General features: G+C 58.9%; 17 protein-coding genes. 10 read left to right on the top strand and 7 right to left on the bottom strand.

The genetic code is table 11. From position 1 onward, the window contains the following. The first annotated feature begins 398 nt into the window (after positions 1–398). The 4 genes from CKQ53_RS02635 to rluA all read left to right on the top strand — a co-directional run bounded on the left by CKQ53_RS02635 (position 399) and on the right by rluA (position 6,825). A complete protein-coding gene (locus tag CKQ53_RS02635) occupies positions 399–2,774 on the top strand; it encodes a DNA polymerase II (RefSeq protein WP_094118095.1) in 2,376 nt (791 codons plus the stop codon). Positions 2,775–2,789: 15 nt separating this feature from the next. Next, positions 2,790–3,029, top strand: a complete 240-nt coding sequence (locus CKQ53_RS02640) for a hypothetical protein (RefSeq protein WP_085651812.1) — start codon at positions 2,790–2,792, stop codon at positions 3,027–3,029. A gap of 167 nt (positions 3,030–3,196) precedes the next feature. Next, on the top strand, positions 3,197–6,103 hold the full coding sequence (gene rapA, locus CKQ53_RS02645; RefSeq protein WP_118894617.1) for an RNA polymerase-associated protein RapA: 2,907 nt from the start codon (positions 3,197–3,199) through the stop codon (positions 6,101–6,103). Positions 6,104–6,171: 68 nt separating this feature from the next. Beyond that, entirely contained in the window at positions 6,172–6,825 is a 654-nt protein-coding gene (rluA, locus tag CKQ53_RS02650) for a bifunctional tRNA pseudouridine(32) synthase/23S rRNA pseudouridine(746) synthase RluA (protein ID WP_094118094.1), read from the top strand. A 67-nt stretch (positions 6,826–6,892) separates the two neighbouring features. Here rluA and djlA read toward each other — a convergent pair whose 3' ends face one another. Beyond that, a complete protein-coding gene (gene djlA / locus CKQ53_RS02655; protein ID WP_094118093.1) occupies positions 6,893–7,780 on the bottom strand; it encodes a co-chaperone DjlA in 888 nt (295 codons plus the stop codon). Between the two features lie 150 nt (positions 7,781–7,930). Between djlA and lptD the strand changes: the two genes are divergently transcribed. From lptD to apaH, 6 genes are all read left to right on the top strand, one after another. Further along, entirely contained in the window at positions 7,931–10,324 is a 2,394-nt protein-coding gene (gene lptD / locus CKQ53_RS02660) for an LPS assembly protein LptD (RefSeq protein ID WP_176223465.1), read from the top strand. 100 nt (positions 10,325–10,424) lie between these two features. Then, positions 10,425–11,720, top strand: coding sequence for a peptidylprolyl isomerase SurA (gene surA / locus CKQ53_RS02665; protein WP_085651808.1), 1,296 nt, complete (start codon positions 10,425–10,427; stop codon positions 11,718–11,720). Then, positions 11,720–12,721 carry a 4-hydroxythreonine-4-phosphate dehydrogenase PdxA gene (pdxA, locus tag CKQ53_RS02670; RefSeq protein ID WP_094118092.1) on the top strand — a complete coding sequence of 334 codons (1,002 nt, stop codon included), beginning with the start codon at positions 11,720–11,722 and terminating at the stop codon, positions 12,719–12,721. Before surA ends, pdxA begins: the two co-directional genes overlap by 1 nt. Continuing rightward, positions 12,714–13,532: a 16S rRNA (adenine(1518)-N(6)/adenine(1519)-N(6))-dimethyltransferase RsmA gene (gene rsmA / locus CKQ53_RS02675; RefSeq protein WP_094108419.1), complete on the top strand. Its 819-nt coding sequence runs from the start codon at positions 12,714–12,716 to the stop codon at positions 13,530–13,532. Before pdxA ends, rsmA begins: the two co-directional genes overlap by 8 nt. 15 nt (positions 13,533–13,547) lie before the next feature. Then, a complete protein-coding gene (gene apaG, locus CKQ53_RS02680) occupies positions 13,548–13,925 on the top strand; it encodes a Co2+/Mg2+ efflux protein ApaG (protein ID WP_026739075.1) in 378 nt (125 codons plus the stop codon). Between the two features lie 2 nt (positions 13,926–13,927). After that, the gene (apaH, locus tag CKQ53_RS02685) at positions 13,928–14,773 is read left to right on the top strand and encodes a bis(5'-nucleosyl)-tetraphosphatase (symmetrical) ApaH (RefSeq protein ID WP_094118091.1); all 846 of its coding nucleotides are present in this window, start codon (positions 13,928–13,930) and stop codon (positions 14,771–14,773) included. A 162-nt stretch (positions 14,774–14,935) separates the two neighbouring features. Here apaH and CKQ53_RS02690 read toward each other — a convergent pair whose 3' ends face one another. The 6 genes from CKQ53_RS02690 to carB all read right to left on the bottom strand — a co-directional run bounded on the left by CKQ53_RS02690 (position 14,936) and on the right by carB (position 23,531). Continuing rightward, on the bottom strand, positions 14,936–16,822 hold the full coding sequence (locus CKQ53_RS02690) for a PhoX family protein (RefSeq protein ID WP_094118090.1): 1,887 nt from the start codon (positions 16,820–16,822) through the stop codon (positions 14,936–14,938). 208 nt (positions 16,823–17,030) lie between these two features. Next, positions 17,031–17,513, bottom strand: coding sequence for a type 3 dihydrofolate reductase (gene folA / locus CKQ53_RS02695; RefSeq protein ID WP_094118089.1), 483 nt, complete (start codon positions 17,511–17,513; stop codon positions 17,031–17,033). 105 nt (positions 17,514–17,618) lie between these two features. Next, positions 17,619–18,089, bottom strand: coding sequence for a threonine/serine exporter (locus tag CKQ53_RS02700; RefSeq protein WP_085651801.1), 471 nt, complete (start codon positions 18,087–18,089; stop codon positions 17,619–17,621). Then, positions 18,080–18,856 (bottom strand): threonine/serine exporter family protein, encoded by a 777-nt coding sequence (locus CKQ53_RS02705; protein ID WP_085651800.1) that lies wholly within the window; start codon positions 18,854–18,856, stop codon positions 18,080–18,082. The genes CKQ53_RS02700 and CKQ53_RS02705 overlap by 10 nt, the downstream gene beginning before the upstream one ends. A gap of 324 nt (positions 18,857–19,180) precedes the next feature. Further along, positions 19,181–20,104 (bottom strand): SDR family oxidoreductase, encoded by a 924-nt coding sequence (locus tag CKQ53_RS02710; protein ID WP_085651799.1) that lies wholly within the window; start codon positions 20,102–20,104, stop codon positions 19,181–19,183. A gap of 202 nt (positions 20,105–20,306) precedes the next feature. Then, complete coding sequence (gene carB / locus CKQ53_RS02715) at positions 20,307–23,531, bottom strand: carbamoyl-phosphate synthase large subunit (protein WP_094118088.1); 3,225 nt, start codon at positions 23,529–23,531, stop codon at positions 20,307–20,309. Positions 23,532–23,606 lie beyond the last annotated feature (75 nt).

A 23,606-nucleotide genomic window follows, 5' to 3' on the forward strand; every position in this document is an offset into this window, starting at 1 on the left:
GTTTACGTTCCCATCGTGAAATGAAGCTGTGTATAGGACTATAGCCAGCAAAAATGCGCACGGGCACAACCCGCACCACAATGGAAAAATCAGCAATTACCATGCCAATAAGCCGGGCCGGATAAACACGTTATTAATCAATTAATAAATCAGACATAACCGGAAGTGATTGCCTTAAACGGCGGCGACAGGCATCAGTTGCACCACAAGGACCCCGCGCTGCTTTCGCATGGTGCGAATATTGCCCCGGCTTTCATAAGACAAATCAATCATTCGGACGCCGGGCGCACCGCGATTGTCAGCATTGCCTCACCAGGTGGCAGGCGAAAAAGGCTGGACAACCACTGTATGAATAACCACACTTAATGACGACTTTCTTCTTCATACGGCCTGAGGTTATGACTGCTTCCTCCCCGCGTCAGGGCTTTGTGCTCACCCGTCATTGGCAAGATACGCCGGCCGGCATTCAGGTCGAGTTCTGGCTCGCCACCGACGACGGCCCGCAGCGGGTGCGTCTTCCTCTGCAACAGGCCGTGGCTTTTGTTCCGGCCCGTCATGAAGCGGACGTCCGCGCCGCGCTGAACGGCGAGAGAAAGGCCGAACTGCGCCCGCTGGGAATGAAAAGTTTTCACCACGAAGATCTACTCGGCCTCTACTGCCCGCAATACCGCCAGTTACAGCGTATCGAGAAACGGCTGCAAGACGTCGGCATACCGGTTTATGAAGCGGACATTCGCCCGCCAGAGCGCTTTCTGATGGAGCGCTTCATTACGGCGCCGGTCTGGTTCGATGGCGACGCCGGGCCGGAAGGACGTCTCATCAATGCCAGAATGAAACCCGAACCGCACTATCGTCCGCCGCTGCGCATGGTGTCGCTGGATATCGAAACTAACCGCCACGGCGAGCTGTACTGCATCGGTCTTGAAGGCTGCGGCCAGCGGCAGGTGTTTATGCTGGGTCCGCCCAACGGCAACCCGGCTGACGCGGGCGACCTCACGCTGACGTATGCGACCAGCCGCCCCCAGCTGCTAGAGCAGCTCAACCACTGGATCCAGCAGTACGATCCCGATCTGATCGTCGGCTGGAATCTGGTGCAGTTCGACCTGCGGGTGTTGCAAAAACACGCCGAACGCTACGGCATTCCGCTGCGGCTGGGCCGTCAGCAGGCGGAGCTAGAGTGGCGGGAACATGGCTACAAACAGGGGCACTTTTTCGCCAGCGCGCCCGGACGACTGATTGTCGACGGTATTGAAGCGCTCAAGTCCGCCACCTGGAACTTCGCCTCCTTCAGCCTGGAGTTTGTCTCGCAGACGCTGCTGGGCGAGGGCAAGGCGATGGATAACCCCTACCAGCGGATGGATGAGATTGACCGCCGCTTCGCCGAAGACAAACCCGCCCTCGCCCACTACAACCTGAAAGACTGCGAGCTGGTCACGCGCATCTTCGACAAGACCGAACTGCTGCCGTTCCTGCTGGAACGCGCCAGCCTCACCGGTCTGGCGGCAGACCGCAGCGGCGGCTCCGTGGCGGCGTTCACCCATCTCTATCTGCCCCGGATGCACCGGGCAGGCTTCGTTGCCCCCAACCTTGGCGAGATCCCGCCGGAAGCCAGTCCCGGCGGCTTCGTCATGAACTCCCGTCCGGGCTTGTACGACTCCGTGCTGGTACTGGATTATAAAAGCCTGTACCCCTCCATCATTCGCACCTTTCTGATCGACCCCGTCGGACTGACCGTCGGGATGCGGCACCCGGACGAACAGCATGCGGTTGAGGGCTACCGTGGTGCATGGTTTTCCCGCGAGCAGCACTGTCTGCCCGCGATTGTCGACAGCATCTGGCAGGAGCGCGAGGCGGCGAAACGCAGCGGCAACAAGCCGTTGTCGCAGGCGCTGAAAATCATCATGAATGCCTTCTACGGCGTACTGGGCTCAAGCGGCTGCCGCTTCTTCGATCCCCGACTGGCCTCCTCCATCACCCTGCGCGGGCATGACATCATGCAGCAAACGCAGGCGCTGATTGAAGCGCGCGGCTATCAGGTGATCTACGGCGATACCGACTCGACCTTCGTCTGGCTCAATCACGCTCACAACGATCGGGAAGCGGACGCCATCGGCCGGGAACTGGTGCAGTATGTAAACGCATGGTGGCGCGAACATCTGGCGCAGACTCAGGGCCTGGAATGCGCACTGGAGTTGGAGTACGAAACCCATTATCAGCGTTTCCTGATGCCCACGATTCGCGGCGCGGAACAGGGCAGTAAAAAACGCTATGCCGGACTTACGTTGAACGCCAGCGGCGAGCCGCAACTGGTGTTCAAAGGGCTGGAGACCGTGCGCAGCGACTGGACGCCTCTCGCGCAGCAGTTCCAGCAGCAGCTCTACGCGCGGATTTTCCGTCGTGAGGACTATCAGGAGTGGGTGCGCGAGTATGTGCGCAAAACGCAGAACGGCGAGTGGGATGACCAGTTGGTCTACCGCAAGCGGCTACGCCACAAACTCAGCGAATACCAGCGCAATGTTCCGCCGCAGGTGCGGGCCGCCCGAATGGCCGACGAGTACAACCGTGAGCACGGGCGTCCGCTCCAGTATCAAAACGGCGGCTGGATCAGCTATGTCATGACCGTCAACGGGCCTGAACCGCTGGAAACCCGCCATTCGCCGCTGGATTACCCACACTACGTCGAGAAACAGCTGCAACCGGTGGCGGATGGGATTCTGCCCTTCCTGCACGACGATTTCACGATGCTGGTCACCGGACAAATGGGGCTGTTTTGATGCACCGACGGCGGTTTGGCAGGTGACGAACGCGCGTCCATCCAGTACCATAACGCCCTTTCCGAATCCGGCGGTATTTTCGATAAGACCTTGCGCTGTCGTCAGCCCATGCATTCAGATTCGGGCCGTATCCGCGCAGGACGGCGCCTGGCGCAGGCCTTTCAGGCCAACGTCATCGAATGCGCGAGCGGCGCACACGTAGCGGGGCGACTTTCGCCTATCGCGCCGACAGGCCGTCAGCGCGCTCGCAAATGACGGCAGGACATCGCTAACTCACACATAACAACATGGGTCATGCCGACCGGGCGCCTGCCATACCACGACGGGCAATGCGGCATTTACGCCTTTTTCCCGGCAGGGCGGCCGACAATGACTGTCATTCAGACAATTTTCGACAACGACGAGTATCGAGCTAAGCACATATGCCTTTTACACTTGGTCAGCGCTGGATCAGCGACACAGAAAGCGAATTAGGATTGGGAACGGTAGTGGCGGTTGATGCCAGAATGGTTACCCTGCTGTTCCCAGCCAGCGGCGAGAATCGCCTCTATTCCCGCAATGATGCCCCCATCACCCGGGTCATGTTCAATCCGGGCGATACCGTCACCAGCCATGAGGGTTGGCAGATGCAGGTCGACGAAGTCATCGACGAAAACGGTCTGCGCACGTATATCGGCCTGCGGCTCGACGATGAAACGCCCGCCCTGCTGCGCGAAGTGTTTCTGGACAGCAAACTGACTTTCAATAAGCCGCAGGATCGCCTGTTCGCCGGCCAGCTTGACCGGATGGATCGCTTTGCTCTGCGCTATCGCGCCCGTCAGCACCTGCACGCTCAGGCCCTGCAGCCGTGGAACGGTTTGCGCGGGATGCGCGCCAGCCTGATCCCCCACCAGCTGTATGTCGCGCACGAAGTCGGCCAGCGCCACGCGCCGCGCGTTCTGCTGGCGGATGAAGTGGGTCTGGGAAAAACCATCGAAGCCGGGATGATCATCCATCAACAGCTGCTGTCAGGCCGTGCCGAGCGCGTGCTGATCGTGGTGCCGGAAACCTTGCAGCACCAGTGGCTGGTGGAAATGCTGCGCCGCTTCAACCTGCTGTTCTCACTGTTCGACGACGAACGCTACGCCGAAGCACTGCTGGATAGCAGCAACCCGTTCGAAACCGAACAGCTGATTATCTGTTCGCTGAGTTTTGTCCAGCGCAACCCGAAACGTTTTGAACAGCTGGCCAACGCCAACTGGGATCTGCTGGTGGTCGACGAAGCGCATCACCTCACCTGGAGCGAAGCCGAGCCGAGCCCGCAGTATCAGGCTATCGAGCGACTGGCGAGTGTCACCCCGGCGGTGCTGCTGTTGACCGCGACCCCGGAACAGCTGGGTCAGGAAAGTCACTTCGCCCGCCTGCGTCTGTTGGATCCGAACCGCTTCCACGACTACGCCGAATTTGTGGCCGAGCAGCAGCGCTATCAGCCGGTGGCCGATGCGGTGACCCAGCTGCTGACCGGCGACGAGGCCAGCCCGGAGGATCTTCAGGCGCTGACGTCGCTGCTGGGCGGACAGGACATCAGCGAGCTGCTGCAAGCCATCAACGCCTCGGACGAGGATGCAGCGCGTTCAGCACGCGAAGAACTCATCACCCTGCTGATGGACCGCCACGGCACCAGCCGCGTGCTGTTCCGTAACACCCGTCAGGGCGTGCAGGGCTTCCCGGAACGTCAGCTACAGACCATCCCGCTGCCGCTGCCTTCTCAGTATCAGACGGCGATCAAGGTTTCCGGCATCATGTCCGGCGCCAAAACCTCCGAGAAGCGCGCTCAGGACATGCTGTATCCCGAGCAAATTTATCAGCAGTTCGAAGATGAAAACGCCACTTGGTGGAGCTTCGATCCGCGCGTAGAGTGGCTGCTCGACTACCTGACCAGCCATCGCGATGAGAAGGTGCTGGTGATCTGCGCCAAAGCCGCCTCGGCGCTGCAGTTGGAACAGGCGCTGCGCACGCGGGAAGCCATCCGCGCCGCGGTATTCCATGAAGGTTTGTCGATTCTGGAACGCGACCGCGCCGCCGCCTACTTTGCCTCGGAAGAGGAAGGCGCTCAGGTGCTGATCTGCTCCGAAATCGGCTCCGAAGGCCGCAACTTCCAGTTCGCCAGCCATCTGGTGATGTTTGACCTGCCGTTCAACCCTGACCTGCTGGAGCAGCGCATCGGGCGTCTGGATCGTATCGGTCAGGAGAATGACATCCAGATTCTGGTGCCTTATTTGGAACAGACCGCGCAGGCGCTGCTGGTCCGTTGGTATCACGAAGGTCTGGACGCATTCGAACATACCTGCCCGACCGGCCGCTCGATTTACGACAGCCATTACGATCGTCTGATCGGTCTGCTCGCTCATCCGGAAGAGCAGGACGGCGTCGACGACTTTATTCGCGAATGCCGTGAACAGCACGATGCGCTGAAAGCCCAGTTGGAACAGGGTCGCGACCGCCTGCTGGAAATGCATTCCAACGGCGGCGAACAGGCGAAAAAGCTGTCCACCGATATCGCCGCGCAGGACGACGACGTCACGCTGGTCAACTTTGCGCTCAACCTGTTCGACATCATCGGCATCCATCAGGAAGATCGCAGCGACAACCTGATCGTATTGCGTCCGTCGGAACATATGCTGGTGCCGGACTTCCCCGGTTTGTCTCAGGACGGCTGTACGATCACCTTTGATCGCGAGCAGGCGTTGTCCCGCGAGGATGCGCAGTTCATCAGTTGGGAGCACCCGCTCATCCGTAACGGACTGGATCTGATCCTGTCCGGCGATACCGGCAGCTGCGCCGTATCGCTGCTGAAAAACAAAGCGCTGCCGGTCGGCACGCTGCTGGCGGAACTGGTGTATGTGGTAGAGGCGCAGGCGCCGAAAAAACTGCAGCTCACCCGTTTCCTGCCGCCGACGCCGGTACGCATCCTGCTGGATCGCAAAGGCACCGATCTGGCCGCGCAGGTGGAGTTCGAAAGCTTCAACCGCCAGCTGGCCGCGGTCAACCGCCACACCGCCAGCAAACTGGTGAACGCCGTCCAACCTGACGTGCATGACATGCTGCAAAAAGCGGAGCCGCTGGTCGCCGAACAGGCCCGGAAGGTGATTGCGACGGCCACCCAGTTCGCCGATAAAGCGCTGCGGCACGAGCTGGAACGCCTCACGGCGCTCAAAGCGGTCAACCCCAACATCCGCGAAGATGAGCTACAGGCGCTGGAAACCCAGCGGGAACAGGTGCTGCTGAATCTCGAACAGGCAAACTGGCGTCTGGACGCCATCCGTCTGGTCGTGGTTTCACACCAATAACAGCGGCATGATGGCGCTTATCACTCACGCGGCAGGGGTTCCCCCTTGCCGCCCGCTCGGAGCCAGTCATGGAACCCTATAACCCGCCGCAAGAACCCTGGTTACAGGTGCTGTATCAGGATGACCATCTGATGGTGGTCAACAAACCCAGCGGCCTGCTGTCCGTTCCCGGCCGCGCGCCGGAAAATCGCGATAGCATCATGAGTCGGATTCAGGCGGAACATCCGTCGGCTGAATCCGTTCATCGCCTGGATATGGCGACCAGCGGGGTCATTGCCGTTGCCCTGACCAAAGCGGCCGAGCGTGAGCTCAAACGCCAGTTCCGCGAACGAGAGCCGAAAAAGAGCTACATCGCCCGAGTTTGGGGGCATATGGCGCAGGACGAGGGGATGGTCGATTTACCGCTGATTTGCGACTGGCCCAACCGCCCCAAGCAAAAAGTCTGCTTCACCGAGGGCAAGTCTGCGCAGACCCTGTGGGAGGTGCTGTCTCGCGACGACGACGGCACGACCCGGGTGAAACTGATGCCGATCACCGGCCGCTCCCATCAGCTGAGGGTGCACATGCTGGCTATCGAACACCCGATTCTGGGGGATGGTTTCTACGCACCGCCCGCCGCACGGGCGATGGCATCGCGTTTGCAATTGCACGCGCAGGAGCTGTTTATCACTCATCCGGCATCGCATGAGCCGATGCATTTTCGCTGCGAACCGGATTTTTGACGAAGTGTTCGAAGTGTGAGTAGCAACAGGAGAGAGGGCGTCGACGAAGACGAGGGGCGAGGAAACGTTAACGCGTAAACTTGTGAACCTTGAGGAATTCGTAGGCCGCCTGAATGTCCTGCGCTTTGCGCTTCGACAGTTCGATCATCCGAGGCGACAGCCCCTTCCCCACCACCTTGTCCGGATGATGTTCGCTCATCAGCTTGCGATAAGCCCGCTTCACCGTCGCCGCATCATCATGGGAACGTACCCCCAGTGTCCGGCAGGCGCTCTCCACGGTCGGCCCACGCGGATATGTCGGCGGCCGCTGATACTGAGAGCGTCCATCGTATGACTGCCCCCGACGCTGATGCGCATTACCGCCCTGCTGGGACCAACCCCCCGTGCCGTGCCGAGACTGCGCATGTGATTGTTGCGTCGTGCGTTCCATCGTGCGCAGGAAAAGCTCGAATTGCGCCCGCGTCACGCCCAGCTCATCGGCGAAAACATACAGCAGCCGACGCTCGTTGGGATGCAGCGCGCCGTCGATGAAGGCGACCTGCAGTTGAATTTCCAAAAACAGGCGAACCATATCAAAACGGCCAATGCAGACATCGCGCAGTTTCCGCAGCTTGCCGCGCACTGGGAACTGACGAGACTTGCCTTCGCGGAATGCCTGTTGAGCCGCGTTGCGCGCTTCGCCACGCAACTCCAGCCGGTCCATAACGTGGGTCGCGGCGACAATATCCGCCTCCGTCACCCGGCCTTTCGATTTGGTGAGATGGCCCATCGCCTGAAACGTGGTGATGTAAAACAAGGCCTGCCGAGAGGAGTGTGCGGAAAAAGCCGTGCGTCGACGCGACGAACGGGCTTTGTCAAATAAATGACCCACCAACAGCCCGATAATCACTGCACTGACGCCACCGCTGGACGCTGCGCCCATCGCTAGCCCCAGCAACTTTCCCCAATAGCGCATATACTCCTCAAATCCTCATGCCGTCGGCTAAAAATTGCTTTATCATACCCGTCATTTATCTTTGCTCCTAACGGCAGCGCGTAGAAAACGGCGGGGATTTAGCACTGGCACTGCGCCAGCGCGTGATATAGTCTCTGACGGTTTGCCGGCATGATGCCCTTGATGACGGAACACCTGATACCGCGTATGAAAAAAAGTTTCCCAACTCTGCTGGCCTCGTTAGTGTGGTCAGCGCTCTACAGCCAGCAAGCCATGGCGGACCTCGCCTCTCAGTGTATGCTCGGCGTACCGACGTATAATCGTCCGCTGGTGACCGGCGATACCGGCCAGTTGCCCGTTCACATTCAGGCAGATCACTCCCAGGCGAACTACCCCGATAACGCCGTATTCACAGGCAATGTGAATATTGAGCAAGGCAATCGGGTCATGACCGCGAAGGAAGTCGAGCTGAATCAGTTACAGCAGGCGGGTAAAACTGACCCGACCCGCACGGTAACCGCCACTGGCGATGTTCATTACGATGACAACCAGGTGATCCTGAAAGGGCCTAAAGCCTGGTCTAACCTGAACACCAAAGACACCGACGTCTACGAAGGCGACTACCAGATGGTCGGACGTCAAGGCCGCGGCGATGCCAACAAGATGAAGCTGCGCGACGACAACCGTTACACCATTCTGGAAAACGGCACCTTCACGTCCTGCCTGCCGGGTGATGACAGCTGGAGCGTCGTGGGTTCAGAAGTCATCCATGACCGGCAAGAAGAAGTGGCCGAAATTTGGAACGCGCGATTCCGCATCGCCGGCGTCCCGATTTTTTACAGCCCGTATCTTCAGCTCCCCGTAGGCGACCGCCGCCGCTCCGGTTTTCTGATCCCGAACGCCAAGTATGGCAAAAACAACGGCTTTGAGCTGATTACGCCGTACTACTGGAACATCGCTCCAAACTTCGACGCCACCATTACGCCACACCTGCAAACCAAGCGTGGACTGCAATGGGAAAACGAATTTCGTTACCTGACCCGCGCAGGCGCCGGTGTGTTCGAGCTGGACTGGCTGCCGAACGATAAACAGTACGACAAACAGATCAAAGCGGGCACCTATGAGGCAGACAGCAACACCACCCGCTGGCTGACGTACTGGCAACACAGTGGTGTATTCAATCAGGTTTGGCGTTTCAACGTCGACTACACCAAGGTCAGCGACCCGTACTATTTCACGGATTTAGAGTCCAAATACGGCTCTACCACCGATGGCTACGCGACCCAGAAGTTCAGCGCTGCCTACGCCGACCGCAACTTCGACGCCACGCTGTCGACGCGCAGCTATCAGATATTCAGCAGAACCCCGGATGTCTACCGCGCGCAGCCGCAGCTCGACATGAATTACTACCGCAACGATATCGGTCCAATCGACATGCACCTGTACGGGCAGGCGGTGAAATTTACCAACGTCAACCCGGATATGCCGACGGCGACCCGCCTGCACGCCGAGCCGACCTTTAATCTGCCGCTGTCCAACGGCTGGGCGAGCCTGAATACCGAAGCCAAACTGATGGCGACCCACTATCAGCAGACCAACCTGTCCAACTACAACAGCGCTAACCCGAACAACCAACTGGATGACTCGGTCAACCGAGTATTGCCGCAGTACAAAATGGACGGAAAGCTGGTCTTTGAACGGGATATGGATTGGGCGAAGGGCTACACCCAGACGCTGGAACCGCGGGCGATGTACCTCTACGTGCCGTACCGCGACCAAAGCCGCATAAAGAGCTATGACTCGACTCTGCTGCAGAGCGACTATGCCGGTTTGTTCCGCGACCGCACCTATGGCGGCCTGGACCGTATCGCCTCCGCTAACCAGGTGGCGAGCGGGGTCACTACCCGCCTGTACGACGACGCGCTGGTGGAACGCTTCAACGCCTCCCTCGGTCAGATTTACTACTTCGAGCGTCCGCGTACCGGCAACACCGACTCGTCGCTCGACAACAACTACCACAACGGCAGCCTGACCTGGGCCGGCGATACCTACTGGAAGATCGCCGATAGCTGGGCCATCCGCGGCGGCGCGCAGTACGACGCGCGCGTGGATAACTTCACGGTCGGCGACGCCGTGCTGGAATACCGCGGCGGCGGCGAACGGATGCTGCAGTTGAACTACCGCTACGCCAGCGCGGAGTACATCCAGTCCATGCTAAACAGCAGCAGCGCCCTTCCGGCCTACCAGCAGGGGATCTCTCAGGTGGGGATGACCGGCAGCTGGCCGCTGTCCGAGCGCTGGGCCGTCGTCGGCGCGTACTACTACGACACCAAGATGAACCAGCCGGCCGATCAGCTGATTGGTCTGCAGTATTCCACCTGTTGCTGGGCGGTGAATGTCGGCTACGAAAGAAAGATCACCACCTGGAACACTGCCTCCAACAGCAGCGTCTACGACAACAAAGTGGGCGTGTCGTTTGAACTGCGCGGTCTGAGCAGTAACTACAGTTTGGGCACGGACAAAATGCTCGCTAACGGTATTTTGCCGTACCAACGCTCTTTCTAATGGTGTACCGCCGGGAACTCTGGCCGCAATAAGCGTCTAATACCGGTAGCAAATCAACATTTAACCCGCCTTCGGGCGGATGACATTTAATGGGAAAGGTATGAACAACTGGAAAGCACTGATTCTGGGACTGACGCTGAGCGTCTCGACAGCGTTTGCCGCGCCGCAGGTCGTTGATAAAGTCGCCGCGGTGGTGGATAACGGCGTCGTGCTGGAAAGTGATGTCAATGGATTACTGCAATCGGTCAAGCTGAACGCACAGGGCGCCGGTCAGCAATTGCCCGATGACGCCACCCTGCGCCATCAGATCCTCGATCGCCTGATCGTCGACAGCATCGTGCTGCAAATGGCCCAAAAGATGGGCGTTCAGATCACCGATGAGCAGCTGGATCGCGCCATCAGCGGCATCGCGGCGCAGAACCGCATGACGGTCGCTCAGATGCGCGGCCGACTGGCGCAGGAAGGCATCAGCTACGACACCTACCGCAGTCAGATCCGCAAAGACATGACCATCGCCGAAGTGCGCAATAACGAAGTGCGTCGTCGCATCACCATCCTCCCGCAGGAAGTCGATGCGCTGGCCAAGCAGGTTTCCAATCAGAATACCGGCGATACCGAAGTCAATCTGAGCCACATCTTGCTGCCGCTGTCGGAAAACCCGACGCAGCAGGAAGTCGATCAGGCTGAAGATCTGGCGAAACGTCTGGTGAAAGAGGCGAATCAAGGCGCGGACTTCGGCAAGCTCGCCATCACCTACTCCGCCGATCAACAGGCGTTGAAAGGCGGTCAGATGGGCTGGGGCAAACTGCAAGAACTGCCAACGCTGTTCGCAGAAAGCCTGGTGCAGGCACAGAAAGGCCAGATCGTCGGCCCGATCCGTTCCGGCGTCGGCTTCCACATTCTGCGCGTCAATGACATCCGCGGCGAAGACAAAACGGTATCCGTCACGGAAATGCACGCCCGCCACATCCTGCTCAGACCGTCGGTCATGATGACGGACGATCAGGCCCGCGCCAAACTGCTGGACGTCGCTCAGCAGATCAAGAGCGGCAGCACCAGCTTCGCCGCGCAGGCGCGTCAGCTGTCGCAGGATCCGGGTTCCGCCAATCAGGGCGGCGATCTGGGTTGGTCCTCTCCGGACGTCTACGATCCGGTATTCCGCGACGCGCTGCTGAAACTGCATAAAGGCGAAATGAGCCCGCCGGTTCACTCCTCCTTTGGCTGGCATCTGATCCAGCTGATGGACACCCGTCAGGTCGATAAAACCGACGCGGCGCAAAAAGAGCGCGCTTACCGTATGCTGTTTAACCGTAAATTCGCGGAAGAAGCGCAGACCTGGATGCAGGAAAAACGCGCTGCCGCCTACGTTAAAGTCATGGATGGACAAAGTAACTAATGTCGAGTGAACTCAGCATTCCACGCATCGTGATCACGCCCGGCGACCCCGCCGGGATTGGTCCCGATCTGATCGTCTCGCTGGCCCAACAGGCATGGCCGGTCGAGCTGGTGGTCTGCGCCGATCCCGCGCTGCTCGAGAGCCGGGCGCGGACGCTGAATATCCCGCTGACGGTGCGGGAGTATCTTCCTGCTCAGCCCGCGCAACCTCAACAGGCCGGTACGCTGACCGTCCTCCCGGTCAAACTTGCGGCGACCGTCGTTCCCGGCCAGTTAAACGTTGAGAACAGTCGCTACGTCGTCGAGACGCTGACGCAGGCCTGCGACGGCTGCCTGCGGGGCGAATTTGCCGCGCTAGTCACCGGTCCGGTCCACAAAGGCATCATCAACGAAGCGGGCGTGCCGTTCACCGGGCATACCGAATTCTTTGCCGAACGCAGCCATTGCGAACGGGTCGTCATGATGCTGGCGACCGAGGAGCTGCGCGTCGCGCTGGCGACAACGCATCTGCCGCTGAGAGACGTGGCCGACGCCGTTGACCGCCAATGTCTGCACGAAGTCATCACCATTCTCGATCACGATTTGCGGACCAAGTTCGGTATTGCGAACCCGTCGATCTACGTGTGCGGCCTGAACCCCCACGCGGGCGAAGGCGGCCACATGGGTCGGGAAGAGCTGGACGTTATCATTCCGGCGCTTGATGAGCTGCGGGCGAAAGGCATTCAGCTGGTCGGCCCGCTGCCGGCAGATACCTTGTTCCAACCCAAATATTTACAGCCGGCGGATGCCGTGCTGGCGATGTATCACGACCAGGGATTGCCGGTTCTGAAGTATCTGGGCTTCGGCCGGGCAGTCAACATCACGCTGGGTCTACCGTTTATCCGTACCTCGGTCGACCACGGCACGGCGCTGGAGCTGGCCGCCACTGGCCAGGCCGATCCCGGCAGCTTCAGCACCGCCCTAACTCTTGCTATTAAAATGATTGCTAATCGTAATGAATAATCGAGTACACCAAGGCCACTTCGCCCGTAAGCGTTTCGGGCAAAACTTTTTACACGATCACTTTGTGATCGACAGCATTGTCTCTGCCATTCACCCGCTGCCGGATCAGGCGCTGGTGGAAATCGGCCCTGGCCTGGGTGCTCTGACCGCGCCGGTGGGAGAACGACTGAATCACTTTACCGTCGTCGAGCTGGACCGCGATCTGGCCGCACGGCTGGAAGTCCACCCCACGTTGAAAGATAAGCTCACTATCATTCAGCAGGATGCCATGAAAGTGGACTTCGCCGAGTTGGCGCAGCAAATCGGCCAGCCTCTGCGGGTCTTTGGCAACCTGCCGTATAATATTTCCACACCATTGATGTTTCATCTGTTCAGCTATACTCAGGCTATCCGCGACATGCACTTTATGTTGCAGAAAGAGGTAGTCAACCGGTTGGTGGCAGGGCCGAACAGTAAAGCCTATGGCCGTTTGAGCGTGATGGCGCAATACTACTGTCAGGTTATCCCGGTACTCGAAGTTCCTCCCACCGCGTTCAGACCTGCGCCGAAAGTCGAGTCGGCGGTCGTGCGGCTGGTGCCTCACACGACGTCGCCTTATCCTCAGGTCGACACCCGCGTGCTGAGCAGGATCACCACTGAAGCCTTCAATCAGCGCCGTAAAACGCTGCGCAACAGTTTGGGCAACCTGTTCACGCAAGAGCAGTTGGCGGAACAGGGCATCAATGCCAACGATCGCGCGGAAAACGTGACCGTAGAGCAGTATTGCAAGCTCGCTAACTGGCTTAGCAATCATCCTACGGCGCAGGAATAAACTGGAGTTGTCGTCATGATCAACGCGCCCCGAGTTTGCATACAGGTTCAGAGTTTCTACGTAGAAGCACAGTCTGCGCCGGAAGAAGATCGCTACGTCTTTGCTTACACCATCACGATCCGCAATCTGGGACGCCACGACGTCAAACTGATGAGCCGTTACTGGCTCATCACCAACAGCAACGGGCGTCAGACTGAAGTTCAGGGCGAAGGCGTCATCGGCGTTCAGCCCGTCATTCATCCCGGCAGTGAATTCCAATACACCAGCGGCGCCATTCTCGAAACGCCGTTGGGAACGATGGAAGGCCACTACCAGATGCTCGACCATCAGGGTGAGACTTTCCAGGAATCTATCCCGGTATTCCGTCTGGCAATCCCTTCACTGATACACTAATTATGGCTACCTATCTTGTTGGCGACGTTCACGGCTGTTTCGTTGAACTGGAAGCGCTATTGGCGCAAGTTTCTTTCGATCCCGCGCGGGATACGCTGTGGCTGACCGGCGACCTCGTCGCCCGCGGCCCCGATTCATTGCGGGTGCTGCGTTTCGTACGTTCGCTAGGCTCCTCGGTGCGCATGGTTTTAGGCAATCACGACCTGCATCTGCTGGCGGTTTACGCCGGCATCAGCCGTCCCAAAACCAAAGACCGGCTGGAAGCGTTGCTCGCCGCGCCGGATATCGACGATCTCATCAACTGGCTGCGTCGTCAGCCGGTGCTGCAGGTCGATGAAGATCTCAAGCTGGTGATGGCCCACGCCGGGATCACGCCGCAGTGGGATCTGGACACGGCGCAGATGTGCGCGCACGAAGTCGAGTCCATCCTGAGCAGCGACAGCTATCCGTTGTTTCTGGATGCGATGTACGGCGACATGCCGAATAACTGGCTGCCGGAGCTTAGCGGACTGCCGCGCCTGCGCTTCAGCACCAATGTCTTCACCCGCATGCGCTACTGCTTTAACGGCGGACAGCTGGATATGATGTGCAAAACGCCGCCGGCGCAGGCACCTTCCCTGCTTAAACCGTGGTTCAATTTACCTGGACCGGTGCCGAGCGAATACGCCATCGCCTTCGGGCACTGGGCATCGCTGGAAGGCAAAGGCACGCCGGAAGGCATTTTCGCGCTGGATACCGGCTGCTGCTGGGGCGGCTCGCTAACGCTGCTTCACTGGGAAACGCAGCGCTATTACCGCCAGCCGTCTCAGTTCGTTCGGCGGGATGACAACGCGCCAAACGCCGAGTAACGAGCCAAAGTCTAAGCGGCGCTCATCGTTAACGATGACTGCTGAAAAGTAAAAAGAGATGCCATTCGGCATCTCTTTTTTTGCTCACGTGAGAGCGCGTTTCAATGCTCCCAGGTCATCATTAAGCAGACTATCGTTGACCTCAACGTTCGAATCATGGTCCTACGCGCCAATCACGCCGCCGTCCCGCCGCGTCACCATCACTACCGAAGAGCGGGGCCGCACGCTGTTGTGCGGGAAGTGCGAATCGCCCTCTTCGCCCGGATGCTGCACATTGACGAACATCGTTCGATAATCCTGCGTGAAGGTGATACCGGTTAATTCGCAGGATTTCGGTCCCACCATGAAACGTTTGATTTCACCGCTGAGAGGATCGCCCGCCAACATCTGATTATTGCCCTGCCCAACGAACTCACCCGTGTTGCTGTAATTGCCGTCCGTCAAAATCCACAGCCGCCCTTCCCTGTCGAATCCCAGCCCATCTGGACTATTAAAGGTATTCTCCGCCGTGATGTTAGGCGTCCCGCGATTGACGCCTTCCGGGTGCGCGATCGGGTTGCCGCACAGCGCATACATATCCCACTCGAATGCTCTGGCCGTGGCGTCGCCGTGTTCGTCCCAGCGAATAATCTGTCCATAGATGTTCTTCGGACGCGGGTTGGCGGGATTTACCGGCATGCCAGTCTCACCACGCTTACTGTTGTTAGTCAGCGTGCAGTAAGCACGACCATCGTGCGGATTAACCGCGATCCACTCGGGACGATCCATGCGGGTCGCGCCCACCTGCGATGCCGCTTTACGAGCGAAGGTCACGACTTCCGCCTGACTGTGAAAACCATTGTCCGGCGTCAGTCCGTTCTCTCCGAACGTCAACGCAATCCAACGCCCTGTCCCTTTCAGCGGCGTGCCTGCCGCATCGCCGTCAAACTGGGCCACATACAGCGTGCCTTCATCCAGCAGGCGATGGTTGTTCGCCGGATTGACGTGATCCACCTTCGCATGGGACACATATTTGTAGATGAATTCGCCGCGCTCATCGTCCCCCATATACACCACCAGCCGCCCATCCTGCGCCACGGTGACCGCCGCATTTTCATGTTTAAAGCGCCCCAGCGCCGTACGCTTGATGGGCGTCGACGTCGGATCCAACGGATCAATCTCCACAATCCAGCCGTGTCGGTTGAACTCATTTGGATGACGGCTCACGTCGAAGCGTTCGTCGAAGTCGACCCAGTTACGCTCCGGCTCGTTCACCTCCAGCGTATAGCGCTCCTGATCCGGCGTCGTGCGATAGTTGGCGTCACGCGTACCAAAATAGGTATCGAAGTTTTCTTCACAGGTGAGGTAGGTGCCCCACGGCGTTTTGCCGTTAGCGCAGTTGCCGAACGTACCCAGCACGCGGGTACCGGTCGGATCCGCCGCGGTTTGCAGTAAGGCGTGACCGGCGGCCGGCCCGCTGAACGTCATGGGCGTGGTCGCGGTGATGCGGCGGTTGTAGCGCGACGGGCGCATGACCTGCCAGCTTACGGAGTCGCCGACGCGCTGCACGGCGACGATAGAAACCCCGTGCGCGGCCTGAGATTTGCGCACATCTTCGAGACTGGCGGCCTTCTTGCCGCCGTGGGCAAAAAGGTAGGGTTCATTGACGTATTCGTTGTTGATCGCCATGACGCCGTGGCGTTCGTCTATCGGAAAGAAACTCATGCCGTCATTGTTATCCCCGAATTGCAGGGCTTGCTCCGCCGCGGTGTTACGCCCATGAGGATCGAACGCCGCCGCGCCATCCACCAGCGGATCGCCCCACGAAATCAGCACCTCGGCACGATAGCCCGGCGGGACGATCACCTCATCCGCGGCGGAAGCCGCTATCCCTTTAAAACCGAGTAACGCACTGCCCGATGGCGTACTCTGCGCACGGACGCCGAACGACAAAACGCCGCCACCCAGAAAACTGGCCATTCCCAACGCCCCTGCTCCGCCAAACACCAGTCGGCGGCGACCTGCATCAACCTGATTTTCGGCCTTCACGTTATCCACATTGCTCGTCATCGTTCTATTTCCTCATTTCGGATAGGCGAGCCGCACGGCGAACGTACGGCATGAAAACGGACTTACGGTAGCGGATAAAGATAGGTGAATAATATTACCGAAAAGTGACATTCATCTGAGTGTAAGAAATCTGACCACGGGCGGCATGAGAGGCATGATTCGGGAGATAAAAAAACCCGCCGACAGGCGGGTTTGAGAAGATGGGGGGTTAGCGACGTTCCAGTATTTCGAAGCAGTAGTGATGAGAGTTACGTTCATCCGCTTCGTGAAACTCGCTGAACGTGGAGCGCCACTCATCCGGCTCATAGTCCGGGAAGTGAGTGTCTCCTTCGACCTCGGCATCAATGTGCGTCAGATAAAGCCGTTGCGCCAGAGGCAACATCTGTCGGTAGATACTGCCCCCGCCGATGACCATGATCTCTTCGACATCGCCCGCCTCCGCCAGTGCGGCCTCCGGTGACGTCACCCAAATTACGCGGTCATCGTCGCCCGGCTGACTGCTGATCACGATATTACGCCGTCCCGGCAGCGGCTGACCGATGGAGCGGAACGTGTTGCGTCCCATCACAATCGGCTTATCGAGCGTATTACGCTTGAACCACGCCAGATCGGCAGGGAGATGCCAGGGCATGGCATTTTCCATCCCAATAACCCGATCCACCGCCATCGCCGCAATCAAACTAATAACCATGGTAGAACCCTGTAGGCAAAAAAATTGTTGCCACTATACGGAAAGCCGGTTCGGGCGTCGATAAATGAACGGTATCCAAATTTGTTCTCAGAGGTCTCTGATTTGTCATACCCCCGGACGCCGGTGATAAACCCACAATCCGGGCAGCGACAGTCCAATGGAGAGCGCGCCGACAATGAAGCTGGCCTTGAGAAATTGGGTAATCAACTGCTGCATCAACGCTTCGCTGTAGCCCTGATGCGACAGCTCCACCACCGAGATCATCGCGGTATAGGCGGAGATGCCGGGGAACATCGGGATCACCGCCGCAACGGTAAACACTTTGGGGTGCGCCAGCAGCCAGCGCGACCAGTGAATCCCCAGCGCACCAATCAGAATCGCGGCCAGCATGGAAGCCCATTCGATATGCAGGCCGAAATGGATCATCAGAAAGCGGGAGCCATGTCCCAGCGCCCCGAGCGCGGCGCAATAGTGCAGCGCCCTGACCGGTACGTTGAACACGATGGCGAAACCGAGCGCCGGCACGGCGGCCAGCGCCATATCCTGCAACAGTAACCAGAGAAGATCTAGGCCCATCCGCGTAGCCCCCATATCGCCATTGCCGACACCACGCCGATGCAGGTGGAGAGCGTCAACAAACTGGCGATCGCCCAGCGCGCCAGCCCGGTATTGACGTGTCCTTTAAACATATCAGCCACCGCGTTAATCAAAGGGAAGCCAGGCACCAACAGCAGCACGCTGGCCGCCATCGCCACCGTGGCGGAGTTCTCCAGGCCCGGTACGCGCATCAGCAAACCGGAGGCAGAGGTGGCAACAAAGGCGGTGATGCAGAAGTTGATCAGCGGATTAAAACTGCGGGCTGTCAGCAGTTGGCGCACATACATCGCAAGCCCGCTGGCGAGCAGCGCGATGAGGAATGCATCCCAGCCGCCGCCGTTCAATCGGCTGAAACAGCCGCAAGAGAGCGCGACGATGCTCACGACAATCCAGCGCGGATAGCGCAGCGGCTTGATGTTATTGAGCCGTTTCGCCACCTCCTCAACGCCCAGCAGATGATGTTCAGCCATAATCACGACATGCTGCACCTCCGTGACGACGTGCATATTGATGCCGCGATCTTCGTTTCTGCGCGTGGTCGTCAAACAGTGTCCATTGACGATGGTGCTCAGCACCACGGCGTTAGCGGAAATGGAACTCTCCACGCTATCGACGCCCAGCGCTTTTCCCAGACGCGACGGTAGCTGCTCGACGACCGTACTTTCCGCGCCGTGCTGTAGCAGCATCAGCGCACATTGAATACACAACCGGGTGATGTCCCGTTGGGCGATATCTGAACTGATCATGTTGATGCTCCGACCCGACCTCAAAAGTCCCGAGAATTCACGCTGACGCACGTCACCCAGGCAGCGACAGTCACTCACGGCTTTCGGCCCTATGGGCTAAAGCCACAGCGTGATTTGACAACATTATGCACGGATTTGACGCAATGGCTTTGATGACGATAGGGATTATGGCAGCTAATCAGGGAGATGAAACGGAGGAAGCGTAAAGCAGGATCGGCGTAAATCTGGCGTGACAATCAGGGCGGCGGTGCCGTGATGACCTGACTTCAATGAAACAGCGTGGAACGGCGCATCGCCGCGCCACGCACCAAAACAGCTTGAAGACTACAGCGTGCCGGTGCCGCCGTCCGCACACCATACCTGACCGGACGTATAACTGGCTTCCGCCGACGCCAGCGTGACATACAGCGGCGCGATTTCCACCGGCTGACCGGGACGCCCCATCGGCGAACTCGCGGCAAACTGCTGCACCATCTCCATCGGCTGACCGCCGCTGGACTGTAGCGCCGTCCAGTAAGGTCCCGGCGCGACCGCATTCACGCGAATCCCTTTGCCGGTGACCTGCTTCGCCAGCGCCTTGGTGAACGCCACATTACAGGCTTTGGTCTGCGCGTAATCCAGCAGAATGGCGCTGGGGTTGAAGGCCTGCACCGAGGTCGTGTTGATGATCGCCGAGCCGGGTTTCATGTGTTGCAACGCGGCTTTGCTGATCCAGAACGGCGCATAGACATTGGTTTTGAACGTGGCGTCGAACGCTTCGGTCGTCAGCTGTGCGATGGATTCTACGTACTGCTGGCGTCCGGCGTTGTTGACCAGAATATCCAGTCCGCCCAGCTTATGTACCGCTTCGTCCACCAGCTTATGGCAGAACGCTTCGTCGCGAATATCGCCCGGTATCGCCACCGCCGTGCGCCCTTCGGCGCGAATCAGCTCAATGACTTCTTTCGCGTCAGACTCTTCTTCCGGCAGATAGTTGATCGCGACATCGGCCCCTTCTCGCGCATAGGCGATCGCCACCGCGCGGCCAATACCGGAATCGCCGCCGGTCACCAACGCTTTGCGGCCCTGCAGGCGACCTGTTCCGCGATAGCTTTTCTCGCCATGATCCGGCAGCGGCTGCATTTTACTTGCCAGCCCCGGCGGGGTTTGCGGCTGACTGGGAAACGGAGGCTGGGGATAAGCGTCGACCGGATTTTTGCCGGTCAAAGCGGAATGTGAGGACTGACCTTCTTTCTCATGCGAAGCCATACTTATCTCCTGATAAAGGATGTTCAGACGGATAAAAAATGCTCATCCGCACACGTTTGGGTCACCCTTTAAGCGTAGACGCTAAATGCGTCTTTTTCAGGAAAAGGAGTCATTTATGCTGCCAAATAGAGATTCAACACAATGAAATATCAATAAAAAAACGGGCCGATCGGCCCGTCATCTACGCCCCGTATAGCGAGCGTTATTGGCTGATTTTCGCGTGCATTTCCTGCACGGAAGTCACCTGTTCCGTCGGATCGGCATTCAGCGACATCGCGGTAGCAAATCCTCCGTTCATAGTGGTGTCGTAGTGCACTTTGTACTGCAGCGCGCTGCGACGGATCAGCTTGGAGTCCTCAATCGCCTGACGACCCGCCGTCGTATTCACGATATAAGCGTACTCGCCGTTCTTGATGCGATCCTGAATGTGCGGACGGCCTTCGTGCACCTTGTTGACCAGACGCGGATTGATACCCGCCTCACCCAGCACCACCGCGGTGCCGTGAGTCGCATCCAGCTCAAACCCATGCTTCAGCAGCTTGGCCGCCAGATCTACAACGCGTCCTTTGTCGCCTTCACGTACCGACAGCAGCGCCCGGCCATTTTTCTTCATGGCGGAGCTACTGCCCAGCATGGCTTTGGCGAACGCTTCCGCAAACGTGCGGCCTACGCCCATGACTTCGCCGGTCGAACGCATTTCCGGCCCCAAAATAGGGTCGACGCCCGGGAATTTATTAAACGGCAACACCACTTCTTTGACCGAGTAATAAGGCGGAATCACTTCTTGGGTGACGCCCTGCTCGGCCAGCGTTTTGCCCGCCATGACGCGCGCCGCCACTTTCGCCAACGGCACGCCGGTCGCCTTGGAGACGAATGGCACGGTACGCGCCGCACGCGGGTTCACCTCAATCAGATACACTTCGTTGTTCTTGACCGCGAACTGCACGTTCATCAACCCGCGTACCGCCAGTTCGAACGCCAGTTTTTCGACCTGCTGACGCATCACATCCTGAATCTCTTTGCTCAGGGTGTACGCCGGCAGCGAACACGCGGAGTCGCCGGAGTGAACCCCAGCCTGCTCGATGTGTTCCATGATGCCGCCGATCAACACCTGTTCGCCGTCGCAGATGGCGTCCACATCCACTTCCACTGCGTCGTCCAGGAAGCGGTCCAGCAGTACCGGCGCATCGTTGGAGACGCTGACCGCCGTCTGGAAGTAACGGCGCAGGTCCGTTTCGTCGTAGACGATTTCCATCGCACGACCACCCAGAACATACGAAGGACGCACTACCAACGGATAACCGAGGCCCGCCGCTTTTTCTACCGCCTGGTCGATGGCGACAACCGTGGCGTTCGCAGGCTGTTTCAGGCCCAGACGGTCAACCGCCTGCTGGAAACGTTCGCGGTCTTCCGCACGGTCAATAGCATCCGGACTGGTGCCAATCACCGGTACGCCGGCCGCTTCCAGCTCACGCGCCAGCTTCAGCGGCGTCTGGCCGCCGTACTGGACGATCACGCCCTTCGGTTTTTCGATGCGGACGATTTCCAGTACGTCTTCCAGCGTGACCGGCTCGAAGTAGAGACGATCGGAAGTGTCATAGTCTGTAGAGACGGTTTCCGGGTTGCAGTTGACCATGATGGTTTCGTAGCCGTCTTCCCGCAGCGCCAGCGAGGCATGTACGCAGCAGTAGTCGAACTCGATACCCTGACCGATACGGTTCGGCCCGCCGCCCAGCACCATGATTTTATCGCGGTCGGTGTTCGGGTTGGCTTCGCACTCGTCTTCATAAGTCGAGTACAGATAAGCCGTATCCGTCGAGAATTCGGCGGCGCAGGTATCCACGCGTTTGTAGACCGGGTGCAGGTTGTACTTGTCGCGCAGCTTACGAATTTCGCCTTCAGAGACGCCCGCCAGCGTCGCCAGACGCGCATCGGCAAAGCCTTTACGCTTCAGCATCCGCAGGAACTCCGGCGTCAGGCTGTTCGCCCCTTCTTCCGCCACCTGCTCTTCCAAACGCACCAGCTCTTCAATCTGTACCAGGAACCAGCGATCGATATTGGTCAGGTTGAAAACGCCGTCTACCGACATCCCGGCGCGGAAAGCATCGGCCAGATACCAGATGCGATCGCCGCCCGCGTCTTTCAGCTCGCGGCGAATGGTGGTCAGCGCCTCGGGATCGTCCAGATCCACTTTCGGGTCAAACCCGGTCGCGCCCACTTCCAGTCCGCGCAACGCTTTTTGCAGCGACTCCTGCTGCGTGCGGCCAATCGCCATCACTTCGCCCACCGACTTCATCTGCGTCGTCAGGCGATCGTTCGAGCCCGCGAATTTTTCGAAGTTGAAGCGCGGGATCTTGGTGACGACATAGTCGATAGACGGTTCGAACGACGCCGGCGTCCGCCCGCCGGTGATATCGTTCATCAGTTCGTCCAGCGTGTAGCCCACCGCCAGCTTTGCGGCGATTTTCGCGATCGGGAAACCGGTGGCTTTAGAGGCCAGCGCCGATGAACGGGAGACGCGCGGGTTCATCTCAATGACGATGAGACGGCCATTTTTCGGGTTAACCGAGAACTGCACGTTGGAGCCGCCGGTTTCAACGCCGATTTCACGCAGCACCGCCATCGAAGCGTTACGCATGATCTGGTATTCCTTGTCCGTCAGCGTTTGTGCCGGAGCCACGGTGATGGAGTCACCGGTGTGGATCCCCATCGCGTCGAGGTTCTCGATAGAGCAGACGATGATGCAGTTATCATTCTTGTCCCGCACCACTTCCATCTCATACTCTTTCCAGCCAATCAGCGACTCATCAATCAGCAGCTCATTGGTCGGAGAAAGGTCCAGACCGCGAGTACAGATCTCTTCGAACTCTTCGCGGTTGTAGGCGATGCCGCCGCCAGTGCCGCCCATCGTAAAGGACGGACGGATAATGCAGGGGAAGCCCACGTCAGCCGCCACGGCCAGCGCTTCTTCCATCGTATGCGCAATGCCGGAGCGGGCGGTATCCAGCCCGATTTTCTTCATGGCGATATCGAAACGACGACGATCTTCCGCTTTGTCGATGGCATCGGCGGTCGCGCCGATCATCGTGACGCCGAACTCTTCCAGTACGCCGCGACGCTCCAGCTCCAGCGCGCAGTTCAACGCCGTCTGCCCGCCCATCGTCGGCAGCACCGCATCCGGACGCTCTTTATCGATGATTTTGCGCACCACTTCCCAGTGAATCGGCTCGATGTAGGTGGCGTCGGCCATCTCCGGGTCAGTCATGATCGTCGCCGGGTTGGAGTTCACCAGAATGACGCGGTAGCCCTCTTCACGCAGCGCCTTACATGCCTGCGCCCCAGAGTAGTCGAACTCGCACGCCTGACCGATGACGATCGGGCCGGCGCCCAGAATGAGGATACTTTTTATGTCGGTACGTTTTGGCATTTCTCGCTCCTGAGAACCCGCTAACTCGCCGCCGTGCGAGGGTGATTCCCCGGCGCGGCGCGACTCAGCGTCTTC

The organism is Lonsdalea britannica (assembly GCF_003515985.1).
Classification (GTDB): Bacteria; Pseudomonadota; Gammaproteobacteria; order Enterobacterales; family Enterobacteriaceae; genus Lonsdalea; species Lonsdalea britannica.